Origin of the sequence: Massilia brevitalea, assembly GCF_030711405.1 — a bacterium.
In the GTDB taxonomy this organism is placed as follows: domain Bacteria; phylum Pseudomonadota; class Gammaproteobacteria; order Burkholderiales; family Burkholderiaceae_D; genus Telluria; species Telluria brevitalea.
Genome location: NZ_JAULSI010000034.1, coordinates 37,806 through 51,799 on the forward strand (window position 1 = coordinate 37,806; position 13,994 = coordinate 51,799).

The following is a 13,994-nucleotide window of genomic DNA, read 5'->3' on the forward strand; positions in this document are numbered from 1 at the left end:
TCTGCGGTCCACGCTAATGCAGGAGAGTGGGCGCAGTTTGACCTTGGTCAAACTGCTGGCGGAACTTATTTGGCTTTTGAATCGCCCGGCAGTTCGACGAAGCAGGCGTCGACGACTTGCAAGTCGTTGTCCTTGGCGAAATTCACGACGAAGTGGTACGCCAGCGGTTCGGCCTTCTGCAGCTTGTTGTCGACGACGACAGCCTTGACGCCGTTCACCACGGTCGGGTGTACATAGGGGGAAAACTGCAGGTGGGCATGGCGGCCGCCGCTGCCTTCGGGACGGAAACAGGACATGACGCCGCACAGGCGCTCCGCCCAGTCGCTGGGGCGGAACTGCTTGCCTTTGTTCGTCAGTCCCAGGATGAAGAATTCGCCATTGGCGCTTTCACTCCCGGTGTGCGGTAAGTCTGCCATAGTGCTGCTTGCTGATACAAGAATACTGCGTGGAGGAGACAACGGCAGTATTATATCTTATAGAAGACCTGCGGACGAGTCCTGTCTCCGGAACTTTAGCCCGGCCGCCGGTAAAGCGCGCCAACTTCAGGCTATCGGAGAATATCTGCGCGCAAGTCGCGTTATCTGCCAGAACGCCTACCCCAGCCAGACCACGCTCGAAAGCAGGAGCAACAGGATCATCCATAGTATCAGAGCGCGCCACACCAGGCCCACGGTGCTTTGCAGTGCGCGCAGGTTCGGCTCTTCGCCGGGCAGGACGTCGGTCTCGGCGTCGCCCAGGTCGACCAGGGCGGCGTCCGCCGGCAACAGTTGCGGCGCGTTCTCGAACGGGGAGCCGAGGCGCACGCCCATGGCGCCGCCGCCGGCCGCCAGGATGATGCCGCGCGATTCGTCGGCCCAGCGGCTGGCAAAATTGCGCCAGGCATAAATGGCATCCTCGAAGTTGCCGACCACGGCAAAGGCGATCGCCGTCAGGCGCACCGGAATCCAGTCGATCCAATAAAATGCCTTGGCGGCGAACTGGCCGAAGGCTTCGTTGCGCATATGCTCGGGCTCGTTCCAGGCGCGCGCCAGGTATTCCGACACGCGGTACAGCACGGCGCAGGCCGGGCCGGCCGGCATCAGGAACCAGAAAAACACGCCGAACACGCTGCGGTGGGTGGTGATCAGGGATTTTTCAACGGCGATGCGCGCGATTTCCTGGGCATCCATGCCTACCGTGTCGATGCGCGCCCATTCGGCCAGCAAGGTGCGGGCGGTGGCTTCGTCGCCCTGGTTCAGGGCCAGCTGGATCGACGTGAAGTAATGGCTGTAGTGGCGGAAACCCAGGGTCAGGTAGACCACCGCCACGTTCCAGGCAAAGGCGAGGAACACGAAACCGTAGTAGACGAGTACCCAGTAGACGATGGCGACCGGCACCACCAGCACCAGCATCATCAACATCCATCCCAGGCGGCCGTTCTTTGGCTCGCCGGCGTTGAACCAGCCTTCGATGCGCATTGCAAGCGTCTTGATGCCGCCGTAGACCTGGTTATCCGCGCGCAGGGGCTTCAATTGCTCGATCAGCAAGGCGCACAGGATGGAAAAAAATGTCATGCAAATCCTTCTTTTGTTATGGCAATACCACGCTGCCCGCTACGATAGCGCAGTCGCCCGCCATAATCAAATCCTGGGCGCCTGTGTTAATGACGACTTAAGCCGGATGCCCGCCCCATCCTCCTGCCTGATGGTCGCCGCGCCCCCTCAGGCGCGCAGGAAATGAAAGAGATTGCGCAGCATGCCGGCCGTGGCGCCCCAGATGAAGAAGCGCTCGTAGGGCATGGCGTAGAAGCTGCGCCGCCCTGCCCCTTCCGGCAGCTCGAAGGACATGCGCTGGTGGTGGGCGCCGTTCATCAGGAAGGCGAGCGGCACCTCGAAGATCTCGGCCACTTCGCCGGGGTCGGCAACCAGCTCGAACGGCGGCGTCACCAGCGCCACCACCGGACGCACGCGGTAGGCGCTGGCGGTGATGTACTCGGGCAGCACGCCGACGATCTGCACGTGGCGCCGGTGCAGGCCGATTTCTTCTTCGGATTCGCGCAGCGCCGTCTCGATCGGCGAGGAATCGTATTCCTCGGCGCGGCCGCCCGGGAAGCTGATCTGGCCGGCGTGGCTGCTCAGGTGGTCGGTGCGCTGGGTCAGCAGCACCGTCAAGCCTTCGGGGCGGTCGACCAGCGGCACCAGCACCGAGGCGCGGCGCAGCTTGTAACCGGGCTGGAACGGCAACTCTTCGGCGGCCTCGGGATCCCAGGCGCGCAGGGTCTCGGCGAAGCGTGCACGCAGGCGGGCGGCGGTCAGCAGCGCCGGATCGACGGGCGGTTCGCCGGCGATGGCGTCCACCGGCAGGCGGGTGGGATCGAGATGCAGCTTTACCAAAAGATTTCCTCCAGCCAAAACGAGGGACAGATAAAGAAAAAGGCATCCCGAAGGATGCCTTTTTCATTCCACAGATGCTATTACTCAGCAGCAGCTGGGGTAGCGGCGACGCGGCGCTGCGGCAGTTTCTCTTTGATACGTGCCGATTTGCCCGAACGCTCACGCAGGTAGTACAGCTTCGCACGACGAACGTCGCCGCGGCGCTTGACTTCGATCGACGCGATCAGTGGGGAGTACAGCTGGAACGTACGTTCCACGCCTTCGCCCGACGAGATCTTGCGAACGATGAAGTTCGAGTTCAGGCCACGGTTACGGCGCGAGATGACGACGCCTTCGTATGCCTGGGCGCGCTTGCGGGTGCCTTCGACGACGTTGACGTTGACGATCACGGTGTCGCCAGGTGCGAAATCAGGAATGGCACGGCCGAGGCGCGCGATTTCTTCCTGTTCGAGTTGCTGAATCAGATTCATGCTTATGACTCCAAAAACCATCTTGCCGGCGCTGTACTGTTGCCCGGTAGAGGATGGGGTTGAACATACGGGCAACATGCCCGTCTGCCTCGCACCATGTTAGCGGTGCTTTATTTCAGCTGGCTCTCTTGCGAGAGCGTGGCCAAAAACTTTTCGTCGGCGGCTGTCAGGCGCCCCGCCTGGCGGGCCTGCTCCAACAATTCCGGCCGCTTGTTCAGCGTCGCCTCCAGCATGCGCTGGCGGCGCCACTTGGTAATTTCTGCGTGGTTGCCGCCCATCAGGACCGGCGGCACCGGCATGTCTTCATACACTTCCGGACGCGTGTAATGCGGCGAATCGAGCAGGCCGTTGACGAAGCTGTCTTCGACCGCCGAGGCATCGTCGCCCAGCACGCCGGGCAAGAGCCGCACCACTGCATCCATCAATGCCATCGCCGGCAATTCGCCGCCGGAGAGCACGAAATCGCCGAGAGAAATTTCCTCATCGACGACACGGTCCAGCAAACGCTGGTCCACCGCTTCGTAGCGGCCGCACAGGATGACGAGACCAGGCTCGTCTTTCAAGGCCGTCACGCGCTCGTGGGTCAGCGGTTTGCCTTGCGGCGACATGAAGACCACGCGCGGCGGCGGCAAGCCTCGTTCGACCTGGCGCGCCTTGGCCGCATTGATCGTTGCCTCGAGCGGCTTGGCCATCATCACCATCCCGGGGCCGCCGCCATACGGGCGGTCATCCACGGTGCGGTGGCGATCAGTCGTGAAATCGCGTGGATTCCACAAGGTCAGGCCCCAGCGTTCCTGCTCGAAGGCGCGCCGGGTCACACCCGACTGCGTCAACGCGGCAAACATTTCGGGAAAAAGGCTCACGACGTCAAACTGCATCGGACTATCGTTTCATAGCGGAGGGGTCAAAAATCAAGACCCCAGTCCAGGGTAATCGTTTTTGCTGTGAGGTCGACGGTTTTCACGAACTGGTCCACATAGGGCACCAGGCGTTCCGGCGCCTTCTCGGCACTGCCTGGAACGGGCACCGGCTCGATGCGCAAAATCGATTGCGCGCCGTTGCTCATCATGTCGGTCACCTTGCCGAGGGCTTCGCCCTGCAAATTGACCGCATCCAGGCCGATCAGGTCGGACCAGTAATATTCGTCTTCCTCGAGTTCGGGAAATGCGCTGCGTGCCACATGGACGGCCGCGCCTTTCAGCGCCTCCGCCAGGTTGCGGTCGCTCATCCCGACCAGGGTGGCGACCACGTCGCCGCCATGCATCTTTGCGGTCCGCACGGTGACGGACTGCGGGGCCGGCTTGTCGATTGACTTGTCAGCCGACTTGTCGAGCCACCAGGTCTTGACGCTCAGCAGCGCATCGGCGTCCGTCGAGAACGGCGTGACGCGGATGGCGCCGGCAATGCCATAGGCGCCGGAAACATACCCGACCTGAGTCAGGTCGTCGGGGGCTTGCGCCCCGCTTGCTGCTGAAGCGGTCAAACCAGGCTTACCTGAACTTAGGCAGCCGGGGTCTGCTGAGCGACCAGGCGAGCAACGGTTGGCGACAGTTGTGCGCCAACGCCTTGCCAGTAGGCCAGACGGTCCGCGGTGATCTTCAGGCCGACTTCAGCGCCCGAAGCCATCGGGTTGTAGAAGCCGATGCGCTCGATGAAACGGCCGTCGCGGCGATTGCGCGAGTCGGTTGCAACGATGTTGAAGAACGGGCGCTTTTTTGCGCCGCCACGAGCCAAACGGATAACGACCATAATAATTCCAAAAAGTTGTACTGGACGGAGAAAGCCGACGATTATAGCGCGCAATGCCGCACAGCGGCAAGCGATATGACAACAGGGCGCGCGGTCCCGGCCGAATTGCGCATTATGGCTGATTTTGCGCCGCACCGCTACCCACCTCATTTCCATGTTGTGGTGGCATCGTCAATTCGATACATGGCATTTACATAAAATGTGATGCTTTTAAAATATTTATGAACCATACTTGCGCCTTTGTTTAACAAACTCCCGATCGCATGCCTTACAAGAACAAGACGCTGGCGACCGCATTGGCGCTGTCCCTGGGCGGGCTGGGCGCGCACCGCTTCTACCTGCACGGCGGCGTCGACCGGATTGGCGTGCTGCATGCCTGCAGCCTGCCCGTTGCCGGCCTGCTGTATACCCGGACCGACGGCGGCGTCGACGTGTTCTTTGCGCTGCTGCCGCTGCTGGTCTCGTACATCGCCGCCTTCATTGCCGCCCTGGCCATCGGCCTGACGCCGGACGGGAAATGGGACGCCCGCTTCAATACCGGCGCCGCCAAACGCACGGAGTCGACCTGGATCCTCGCCGTGCTGCTGGTAGCGACGCTGATGGTCGGTGCGACCGTGCTGATCGCCACGATCTCGCGCCTGTTCGACCTGATGTACACCGGCGGCGCCTACGGCTGAGCGCCCTCTCCTCTTGTTAAATGCCGCTCGGCCAGCGGTACTTCGGCAGCCTGTGATGTTACGAACGCGGCTGTGGTGCTTCGTTTAAGCGAGATCAAGCTCGGCGCTGAATCGTCGGGTGGGCACGAGTGCCCACCCGACGGAAAACAAAAAAGCGGCCCGCAGGCCGCTTTCGTATCGCAAGCGAGCGATCAGAACTGCTCGATGTCCAGCGCCAGCACGCCGGCGCTGCCTTCGACGATCGCGCTGCGCAGACCCTGCGCACCCGACAGGATATGATCCGCAAAGAAGCGCGCCGTGGCGATCTTGGCGCGCAAGAAAGCGGCATCGCCTTCGCCTGCTTCCAGTTTCTTCTGCGCGACCAGCGCTGCGCGCCCCATCTGCCAGCCGCCCAGCACGATGCCGGCCAGCTTCAGGTAGAGCACGGAACCGGCGAACACGCCCTTGATGTTCGGCTTGACGTTGGCCACCACGAAGTCGACCACCTCTTCCAGCGCCGCCGCACCCAGGCCCAGCTGCTTACTGATTGCAGCAAAATCTGCGGCAAAATCGCCGCCCTGCAGCTCGCCCAGCGCAGCCTCGGTCTCGCGCACCTGGTCGATGATGGCCTTCGCCACCGCGCCGCCGTCACGTGCGGTCTTGCGGCCGACCAGGTCATTGGCCTGGATCGCGGTCGTGCCTTCGTAGATAGTCAGGATCTTGGCGTCGCGATAGTGCTGCGCGGCGCCGGTTTCCTCGATGAAGCCCATGCCGCCGTGCACCTGCACGCCGTCACGCGCGACGTTCTCGCTCATTTCGGTCGACCAGCCCTTGATGATCGGGACCAGGTATTCGTAGACGGCCAGGTTGGCGCGGCGCGTGGTGTCGTCGGCGTGGTAGTGGGCCACATCCGAAATGCCGGCGCCGACGTAGGCCAGCGCACGCGCGGCCTCGGTCTGGGCGCGCATCGACATCAGCATGCGGCGCACGTCCGGGTGGTGGATGATGGCGACCGGGCCGGCGGAGCCAGCGAGGTCGCGCGACTGCACGCGTTCCTTGGCGAACGCCACTGCCTGCTGGTAGGCGCGCTCGGCCAGGCCGATGCCCTGCAGGCCGACGCCGAAGCGGGCCGCGTTCATCATGATGAACATGTATTCCAGGCCGCGGTTTTCTTCGCCGACCAGGGTGCCGATGGCGCCGCCGTTGTCGCCGAACTGCAGCACGGCGGTCGGGCTGGCCTTGATGCCCAGCTTGTGCTCGATCGACACGCAGTGGGCGTCGTTGCGCTCGCCGGGCGTGCCGTCTTCGTTGATCATGAACTTCGGCACGATGAACAGCGAGATCCCCTTCACGCCCGGCGGCGCGTCCGGCGTGCGCGCCAGGACCAGGTGGATGATGTTCTCGGCCATGTCGTGCTCACCGTAGGTGATGTAGATCTTGGTGCCGAAGATTTTGTAGGTGCCGTCGTCCTGCGGCACGGCGCGGGTGCGCACGGCGGCCAGGTCCGAACCGGCCTGCGGCTCGGTCAGGTTCATGGTGCCGGTCCATTTGCCGGTGACCAGCGGCTCGAGGTAGCGCGCCTTTTGCTCGCTTGATCCAGCGGTGAGGAGTGCTTCGATGGCGCCGTCCGACAGCAGGGCCACCAGGGCGAACGAAATCGAGGCCGCGTTCAGCATCTCGGTGCACGGCGTCGATACCAGCTTCGGCAGGCCCTGGCCGCCGAATTCGGTCGGGTGCTGCACGCCCTGCCAGCCGGATTCGGCGAAGGCCTGGAAGGCGACCTTGAAGCCGGCGGCGGTGGTCACCTGGCCGTCGTGCCAGAAGCTCGGCTCCTTGTCGCTCGGGTGGTTCAATGGGGCGATGACTTCGCCGCAGAATTTCGCGTTCTCTTCCAGCACCGCTTCCACGGTGTCGATGGTCGCGTCTTCGCAGCCAGGCAGCTGGGACACGACGTTCAGGCCGGCCAGTTCGTTCATGACGAACAGCATGTCTTTGATCGGGGCTTGGTAGCTCACGATATCTCCTCAGAATGGATGTAAAACAGGCCACGACAGCCGGATGGGCAGCGTGGCCTGTGTGTATCTCGTTCGTAACGGTGCGCGCAAATGGTGGGTACAAGTACCCACCCTACAAGCACCGTCGGGTGGGTTCTCGAACCCACCATCACAAATTAACCCAGCTCTTGAACCAGTTGCGGAATCACTTCGAACAGGTCGCCCACCAGGCCGTAGTCGGCCACCGAGAAGATCGGCGCTTCCGGGTCCTTGTTGATGGCGACGATGGTCTTCGAGTCCTTCATGCCGGCCAGGTGCTGGATCGCGCCCGAGATGCCGACGGCGATGTACAGCGACGGCGCGACGATCTTGCCGGTCTGGCCAACCTGCCAGTCGTTCGGCACGTAGCCGGCGTCGACGGCGGCGCGCGAGGCGCCCATGGCGGCGCCCAGCTTGTCGGCCAGCGGCTCGAGCAGCTTGAAGTTGTCGCCCGAGCCCATGCCGCGGCCACCGGAAACGATGATTTTCGCTGCGGTGAGTTCCGGACGGTCCGATTTGGCCAGCTCGCGGCCCACGAAGCTCGACTTGCCGAAGTCGGCAGCCGCTGCGATCGTTTCCACGGCAGCCGAACCACCGGTGGCAGGAGCAGCGTCGAAGCCGGTGCCGCGCACGGTGATGACTTTCACGCTGTCGGTCGACTGCACGGTGGCAATCGCGTTACCGGCGTAGATCGGGCGCTCGAAGGTGTCGGGCGAATCGACCTTGGTGATTTCCGAGATTTGCGCCACGTCGAGCTTGGCGGCGACGCGCGGCAGGATGTTCTTGCCGTAGGCGGTAGCCGGAGCCAGGATGTGCGAGTAGGAGCCGGCAATCGCCAGGATCTGCTCGGCCACGTTTTCGGCCAGGCCGTCGGCGAAGTAGGCCGCGTCGGCGACCAGCACTTTCGCCACGCCGGCGATCTGCGCGGCGGCTTCGGCGGCGGCGCCGCAGTTCGAGCCGGCGACCAGGATGTGCACGTCGCCGCCGCACTGGGCAGCCGCGGTCACGGTGTGGTGGGTTGCGCCCTTCAGGGAGCCATTGTCGTGTTCAGCAATTACGAGTGCGACCATGATGTGTCCTATATTTAGATGACTTTGGCTTCGTTGCGCAGCTTGGCAACGAGGGTGGCGACGTCCGGCACCTTCACGCCGGCCGAGCGCTTGGCCGGCTCGACGACTTTCAGGGTCTTCAGGCGCGGTGCGACGTCAACACCCAGGTCTTCCGGCTTGACGGTTTCCAGCGGCTTTTTCTTGGCCTTCATGATGTTCGGCAGCGTCACGTAGCGCGGCTCGTTCAGGCGCAGGTCGGTGGTGACGATGGCAGGAAGCGTCAAAGCAACAGTTTCCAGGCCGCCGTCGACTTCGCGGGTCACGGTGACCTTGCCGTCTTCCAGCACCACTTTCGAGGCGAAGGTCGCCTGTGGCCAGCCCAGCAGGGCCGCCAGCATCTGGCCGGTCTGGTTCGAGTCGTCGTCGATGGCCTGCTTGCCCAGGATGATCAGCTGCGGCTGCTCCTTGTCGGCCAGCGCCTTCATGATCTTGGCCACGGCCAGCGGCTCGGTCTCGCCCGAGGTTTCCACCAGGATGCCGCGGTCGGCGCCGATCGCCATGCCGGTGCGCAGGGTTTCCTGGCACTGCGGCACACCGATCGAGACGGCCACCACCTCGGTGACCTTGCCAGCTTCCTTCAAACGGGTCGCTTCTTCGAGTGCGATCTCGTCGAACGGGTTCATCGACATTTTGACGTTGGCGATATCGACGCCGCTGCCGTCGGACTTGACGCGGACCTTGACGTTATAGTCGACCACGCGTTTGACGGGTACCAGGACTTTCATAGGTGTGCCTTTGAAAAATTGAAGAGGTAGACTTGGCTAAAGTGGCCTAGATTATAAGAGATAAAATGCCGCCAAACCGGATTAAAGCACGATCGTGCGATTTTTGGCTAGAGTGAACCTTCGAAATCGTGCTCAACGAATAAAAATTGGCGTGATCGGAAGACGAACGGGGCAAGGAACTGCCCCGCCGGAAGGTGCAAGCAAACGCTTACTTGCGGCGCATCAGGAAGGTGAACTCACCGTTTTCAACGGTGTGGGCCAGCAGCGCGTTGCCGGTCTGTTTAGCAAATGCCTGGAAGTCACGCACGGAGCCGGTGTCGGTGGCCACGATGCGCAGCACCTGGCCGCTCTCCATCTCGGCCAGCGCCTTCTTTGCTTTCAGGATGGGCAAGGGACAGTTCAGTCCGCGCGCATCCAGGTCTTTCTGGAACTCCATGGTATCAATGTCGATAGTGAGGTCGCTCATCGCTCGCCTGCAAAGTGGTGGTACTGAAATCGCATACTACTCCAATTCGGGCAGTATGACGCAGCGCACCAAAATAGTCACACATTGTTGCAGGGGTACAACCAGAATGTAAAAATGACCAGAACGCTTGCACCGCTGTGCAACATGTGCTCATCAATAAGCACTGCGACGGTGCAAACCAACTTGCTTATTGTTCGACTATTGCTCGACCAGCTCGACGCGGCGGTTCTTCTGGCGGCCCTCGTCACGCCGGTTCGAGGCCAGCGGCGCATACGCCGCCACGCCCTTGGCCGACAGGCGTTTCGGGTCGACCTGGTAGCCGGCGACCAGGGCCTTGACCACGGCATCGGCGCGCTGCTGCGACAGCGCCAGGTTCTGGGCCAGCACGCCCTGGTTGTCGGTATGGCCGACCACGAAGACTTTCAGCTTCGGGTCCTGCTGCAGCATCTTGGCCATCTCGGCCAGCGCCGGCTGCGAATCCGGCTTCACGTCCGCCTTGCCGGTGTCGAAGTAGACGCCATACACCGCCACCTTGCCTTCATCGGCGATGCCCTTGGCCATCTCGGCCGCGTTCAGGTTGGCGGCGACCTTGCCGGTTTCCATGGGCTTGCCCTCGACGATCTCGAGATAGATGCCGCCCTTGAAGTTCTTCACCGGCGCGACGACATACGTGGCCACGTGCACCGCCGAGCCATCCGGACGCGTACCGCTGGCCAGCAGGTAGCGCATGTCGCGCCGGCCATAATTGAACGGCGACCACTCGTTATGCCTGCCCTTGACAAACTTGTTGCCCAGGCGCTGGGTGAGCCAGTATTCGCCGAAATCGTCGCCGCAGGTTTCCTTGGCACAGGTGAACACGGTCTTCATGCCGGCCTTGTCCAGCGCAGCCTGGTAGTTGCGCATGACCTCGAGCGGAGAGCGTTCCGCCGGGTAGTTGTAGGCAATCCGGGTGAGCTTGCCTTCCAGTGTCAACGACTTCTCGAACACCGGACGGCGCTCCTTGTCGTGGTAACGTTTGCCGGCCGGCAACATGGCTGCGTCGAAAGCCTTGACCTCGTAGCCGACCATCGTCGCGCCTTCGTAGCGCGACAGCAGCGGGTGGTCCTGTGCGCCCGTGACGGTGTCGCCGGCCGGCGCCCTGGCCCAGGCCGGCGCGCCGGAGGCAGTCACGAACAGCAGCAGTGCAGCAAGCCCATGGCGTCGCATGCGTATTCCTTGAAGTAGCAAATAACCAAGGGATTGTAAGGATGAGATGACCAGGCGGCAATGCCTAGTCATCCTGCATACGCAATCGTGCGTGGCGGACGGGCCAAAAAAAACGCCGCATGACGCGGCGTTCCTGGAGCAGGCTTCCTGGAGAGGATGAATGCTTACGCGCGCTCGCCCACCCAGCCGGCCACACCGGCCAGCGCCTGCGGAAGTCCAGCCGGATCGGTACCGCCGGCTTGCGCCATGTCCGGACGGCCACCGCCCTTGCCGCCCACTTGCTGGGCGACGAAGTTGACCAGTTCGCCGGCCTTGACTTTACCGGTGGCGTCCTTGGTCACGCCCGCGATCAGGCTGACCTTGCCATCGGCGACCGAGGCCAGCACGATGGCGGCGGTGCCCAGCTTGTCCTTCAGCCTGTCCATGGCTTCGCGCAGGGTGCCGACGTCGGCGCCTTCCATCGTTGCTGCCAGCACCTTGATGCCGTTCACGTCGACAGCCTGGTTCAGCAGCTCGTCGCCCTGGCCGGCGGCCAGTTTCGACTTCAGCGCCGCCACTTCCTTTTCCAGCACCTTGACCTGATCCTGCACCTGGGCGATGCGCGATGGCAGCTCGTCCGGGCCGGTCTTCAGGGCCGAGGCGGCAGCCAGCAGCCTGGCGTTGGTCGCCTGCACCCAAGCCAGCGCGCCCTCGCCCGTCACCGCTTCGATACGGCGGATGCCGGCAGCGACGCCGCCTTCCGACACGATCTTGAACAGGCCGATGTCGCCGGTACGGGTCACGTGGACGCCGCCGCACAGCTCTTTCGAGGAACCGATGTCCAGCACGCGCACTTCGTCGCCGTACTTCTCGCCGAACAGGGCCATGGCGCCATGTTTCACCGCGTCGTCAAAGCTCATGTGCTGGGCTTGGGTGGGGTGGTTTTCCAGGATCTCGCGGTTGACGATCTGCTCGACTTGCGCGATCTGTTCCTGTGTCACTGGCGCGTTGTGGCTGAAGTCGAAGCGGGTTTTATCAGGATCGACCAGCGAACCCTTCTGCTGCACGTGGCCGCCCAGCACTTCGCGCAAGGCCTTGTGCATCAGGTGGGTCGCCGAGTGGTTGCGGATGGTGCGCGCACGCTTGCCCTGGTCCACTTGTGCATCGACGGTGTCGCCGACCTTCAGCGAGCCGCTACGCAGCACGCCGTGGTGGCCGAACACGTCGGCCTGGATCTTCAGGGTGTCTTCGACTTCGAACTGGCCGGCTGCCGAAGCAACGACGCCGTGGTCGCCGACCTGGCCGCCCGATTCCGCGTAGAACGGGGTGGTGTCGAGGACGACGATGCCTTCCTGGCCTTCCTTCAGTTCCTGCACCGACACGCCTTCGGAGTACAGCGCCAGCACGTGGGTGTTGTGCACCAGCGACTCGTAGCCGACGAACTTGGTCTTGTCGCCTGCATATTCCACCTTGGCAGCCATCTTGAACTTGCCGGCGGCGCGCGCGGTTTTCTTCTGCTGCTCCATGGCGGCCGTGAAGCCGGCTTCATCCAGCGTGATATTGCGTTCGCGGCAGATGTCGGCGGTCAGGTCAAGCGGGAAACCGTAGGTGTCGTACAGGGTGAAGGCGGTGCCGCCGTCCAGGTTGTCCGGATCCTTGGCCAGCTGGGCTTCCAGGATCTTCATGCCGTTTTCCAGGGTCTCGCCGAAACGCTCTTCCTCGGCCTTCAGCACCTGGGCCACGCGTTCCTTGGCTTCGCTCAGTTCCGGATAGGCCGAACCCATCTCGATGTCGAGGTCGGCGACGAGCTTGTAGAAGAACGGACGGGTCTGGCCCAGCTTGTGGCCGTGGCGCAGCGCGCGGCGGATGATGCGGCGCAGGACGTAGCCGTGGCCTTCGCTGCTCGGGATGATGCCGTCGACGATCAGGAAGGACGCGGCGCGGATGTGGTCCGCGATCACTTTCAGCGAGTTGTTGTTCAGGTCAGCGGCGCCGGTTTCGCGGGCGGCGGCCTTGATCAAATTCTGGAACAGATCGATCTCGTAGTTGCTGTGCACGTGCTGCAGCACCGCGGCCAGGCGCTCCATGCCCATGCCGGTGTCGATCGACGGCTTCGGCAGCGGGGTCAGGACGCCGGATTCATCGCGGTTGAACTGCATGAACACCAGGTTCCAGATCTCGATGAAGCGGTCGCCGTCTTCTTCCGGCGAGCCTGGAGGACCGCCCCAGATATCGGCGCCGTGGTCGTAGAACACTTCGGTGCACGGACCGCAAGGGCCGGTGTCGGCCATCTGCCAGAAGTTGTCGGAGGCGTAGCGCGCGCCCTTGTTGTCGCCGATGCGGATGATGCGCTCTTTCGGCACACCGATTTCGTTGGCCCAGATGTCGTAGGCTTCGTCGTCCTCGAAGTAGACGGTGACGGTCAGTTTTTCCGCCGGCAGCTGGTAAACTTTTGTCAGCAGTTCCCAACAAAAGTTGATCGCGTCGCGCTTGAAGTAATCGCCGAAGCTGAAGTTACCCAGCATTTCGAAGAAGGTGTGGTGACGCGCGGTGTAGCCGACGTTTTCCAGGTCGTTGTGCTTGCCGCCGGCGCGCACGCAGCGCTGCACGGTGGTGGCGCGCTTGTAGGGGCGCGAATCGAGGCCGAGGAAGACGTCCTTGAACTGCACCATTCCGCTGTTGGTCAACAACATGGTCGGATCGTTGCCCGGCACGAGCGGGCTGGACCGTACGATCGTATGGCCCTTGGACTCAAAGAACTTGAGGAACTTTTCGCGAATTTCGGAAGATTTCATGTTGGCGGATGCGGAAAGAGAGCAGTACGGTATATAAAGAAACGATTATATCAGTCAGTTGTGACTTATTTGCATGGCGTGCAAGGCGGGGTTTTGCCACTGGTAGAGGTTGTGAAAAAATTGTCAGGGCAAGGCGCCGAGTCGAAGACAGTACGAGCGTACGGCGAGACGACGCAACGCCGCCATGGCGATTTTTTCACAACCTCGTAGGGTGGGCTCTTGAGCCCACGCGGATTGAAGATACCGATAACGGCCCAGGCAACAGCCCCATTTGCGTATGCACGTGGTTTTCAAGCGNCGCAACGCCGCCATGGCGATTTTTTCACAACCTCGTAGGGTGGGCTCTTGAGCCCACGCGGATTGAAGATACCGATAACGGCCCAGGCAACAGCCCCATTTGCGTATGCACGTGGTTTTCAAGCGGCGCCGATGAT

At 62.6% G+C, this 13,994-nt stretch carries 14 protein-coding genes; 1 reads left to right on the forward strand and 13 read right to left on the reverse strand.

Features of this window, described 5'->3' with window-relative positions:
• Positions 1–65: 65 nt before the first annotated feature.
• The 7 genes from QWL29_RS19710 to rpsP all read right to left on the reverse strand — a co-directional run bounded on the left by QWL29_RS19710 (position 66) and on the right by rpsP (position 4,591).
• Positions 66–416, reverse strand: a complete 351-nt coding sequence (locus QWL29_RS19710; RefSeq protein ID WP_305824582.1) for a DUF3579 domain-containing protein — start codon at positions 414–416, stop codon at positions 66–68.
• Positions 417–593: 177 nt separating this feature from the next.
• Positions 594–1,553: a CobD/CbiB family protein gene (locus QWL29_RS19715; RefSeq protein ID WP_305824583.1), complete on the reverse strand. Its 960-nt coding sequence runs from the start codon at positions 1,551–1,553 to the stop codon at positions 594–596.
• Positions 1,554–1,700: 147 nt separating this feature from the next.
• Positions 1,701–2,372 carry a CoA pyrophosphatase gene (locus QWL29_RS19720; protein ID WP_305824584.1) on the reverse strand — a complete coding sequence of 224 codons (672 nt, stop codon included), beginning with the start codon at positions 2,370–2,372 and terminating at the stop codon, positions 1,701–1,703.
• Positions 2,373–2,452: 80 nt separating this feature from the next.
• The gene (rplS, locus tag QWL29_RS19725; RefSeq protein ID WP_305824585.1) at positions 2,453–2,842 is read right to left on the reverse strand and encodes a 50S ribosomal protein L19; all 390 of its coding nucleotides are present in this window, start codon (positions 2,840–2,842) and stop codon (positions 2,453–2,455) included.
• Positions 2,843–2,952: 110 nt separating this feature from the next.
• Positions 2,953–3,720, reverse strand: coding sequence for a tRNA (guanosine(37)-N1)-methyltransferase TrmD (trmD, locus tag QWL29_RS19730; RefSeq protein ID WP_305824586.1), 768 nt, complete (start codon positions 3,718–3,720; stop codon positions 2,953–2,955).
• Between the two features lie 26 nt (positions 3,721–3,746).
• A complete protein-coding gene (gene rimM / locus QWL29_RS19735) occupies positions 3,747–4,325 on the reverse strand; it encodes a ribosome maturation factor RimM (protein ID WP_305824587.1) in 579 nt (192 codons plus the stop codon).
• 17 nt (positions 4,326–4,342) lie between these two features.
• Positions 4,343–4,591 carry a 30S ribosomal protein S16 gene (gene rpsP / locus QWL29_RS19740; protein ID WP_182991427.1) on the reverse strand — a complete coding sequence of 83 codons (249 nt, stop codon included), beginning with the start codon at positions 4,589–4,591 and terminating at the stop codon, positions 4,343–4,345.
• Positions 4,592–4,854: 263 nt separating this feature from the next.
• Between rpsP and QWL29_RS19745 the strand changes: the two genes are divergently transcribed.
• Positions 4,855–5,268 (forward strand): TM2 domain-containing protein, encoded by a 414-nt coding sequence (locus QWL29_RS19745; protein ID WP_305824588.1) that lies wholly within the window; start codon positions 4,855–4,857, stop codon positions 5,266–5,268.
• 191 nt (positions 5,269–5,459) lie between these two features.
• On the opposite strand, the gene QWL29_RS19750 is transcribed toward QWL29_RS19745, so the two are convergent.
• The 6 genes from QWL29_RS19750 to alaS form a co-directional block, all read right to left on the reverse strand.
• Positions 5,460–7,262, reverse strand: coding sequence for an acyl-CoA dehydrogenase (locus QWL29_RS19750; protein ID WP_305824589.1), 1,803 nt, complete (start codon positions 7,260–7,262; stop codon positions 5,460–5,462).
• Positions 7,263–7,417: 155 nt separating this feature from the next.
• On the reverse strand, positions 7,418–8,350 hold the full coding sequence (locus QWL29_RS19755; RefSeq protein ID WP_305824590.1) for an electron transfer flavoprotein subunit alpha/FixB family protein: 933 nt from the start codon (positions 8,348–8,350) through the stop codon (positions 7,418–7,420).
• Between the two features lie 14 nt (positions 8,351–8,364).
• The gene (locus tag QWL29_RS19760; RefSeq protein ID WP_305824591.1) at positions 8,365–9,114 is read right to left on the reverse strand and encodes an electron transfer flavoprotein subunit beta/FixA family protein; all 750 of its coding nucleotides are present in this window, start codon (positions 9,112–9,114) and stop codon (positions 8,365–8,367) included.
• Positions 9,115–9,322: 208 nt separating this feature from the next.
• Positions 9,323–9,550, reverse strand: a complete 228-nt coding sequence (locus tag QWL29_RS19765; protein WP_231059000.1) for a sulfurtransferase TusA family protein — start codon at positions 9,548–9,550, stop codon at positions 9,323–9,325.
• Between the two features lie 228 nt (positions 9,551–9,778).
• Positions 9,779–10,786 carry an OmpA family protein gene (locus QWL29_RS19770; RefSeq protein ID WP_305824592.1) on the reverse strand — a complete coding sequence of 336 codons (1,008 nt, stop codon included), beginning with the start codon at positions 10,784–10,786 and terminating at the stop codon, positions 9,779–9,781.
• 164 nt (positions 10,787–10,950) lie between these two features.
• Positions 10,951–13,560 (reverse strand): alanine--tRNA ligase, encoded by a 2,610-nt coding sequence (gene alaS / locus QWL29_RS19775; protein WP_305824593.1) that lies wholly within the window; start codon positions 13,558–13,560, stop codon positions 10,951–10,953.
• Between the last annotated feature and the right edge of the window lie 434 nt (positions 13,561–13,994).

Bases quoted from the DNA above. Each gene is read 5' to 3' on its own strand.
- QWL29_RS19765 (WP_231059000.1), bottom strand. From the start codon at position 9,550: ATGGAGTTCCAGAAAGACCTGGATGCGCGCGGACTGAACTGTCCCTTG.
- rplS (WP_305824585.1), bottom strand. From the start codon at position 2,842: ATGAATCTGATTCAGCAACTCGAACAGGAAGAAATCGCGCGCCTCGGC.
- QWL29_RS19770 (WP_305824592.1), bottom strand. From the start codon at position 10,786: ATGCGACGCCATGGGCTTGCTGCACTGCTGCTGTTCGTGACTGCCTCC.
- QWL29_RS19710 (WP_305824582.1), bottom strand. From the start codon at position 416: ATGGCAGACTTACCGCACACCGGGAGTGAAAGCGCCAATGGCGAATTC.
- alaS (WP_305824593.1), bottom strand. From the start codon at position 13,560: ATGAAATCTTCCGAAATTCGCGAAAAGTTCCTCAAGTTCTTTGAGTCC.
- QWL29_RS19760 (WP_305824591.1), bottom strand. From the start codon at position 9,114: ATGAAAGTCCTGGTACCCGTCAAACGCGTGGTCGACTATAACGTCAAG.
- QWL29_RS19755 (WP_305824590.1), bottom strand. From the start codon at position 8,350: ATGGTCGCACTCGTAATTGCTGAACACGACAATGGCTCCCTGAAGGGC.
- QWL29_RS19745 (WP_305824588.1), top strand. From the start codon at position 4,855: ATGCCTTACAAGAACAAGACGCTGGCGACCGCATTGGCGCTGTCCCTG.
- trmD (WP_305824586.1), bottom strand. From the start codon at position 3,720: ATGCAGTTTGACGTCGTGAGCCTTTTTCCCGAAATGTTTGCCGCGTTG.
- rpsP (WP_182991427.1), bottom strand. From the start codon at position 4,591: ATGGTCGTTATCCGTTTGGCTCGTGGCGGCGCAAAAAAGCGCCCGTTC.
- QWL29_RS19715 (WP_305824583.1), bottom strand. From the start codon at position 1,553: ATGACATTTTTTTCCATCCTGTGCGCCTTGCTGATCGAGCAATTGAAG.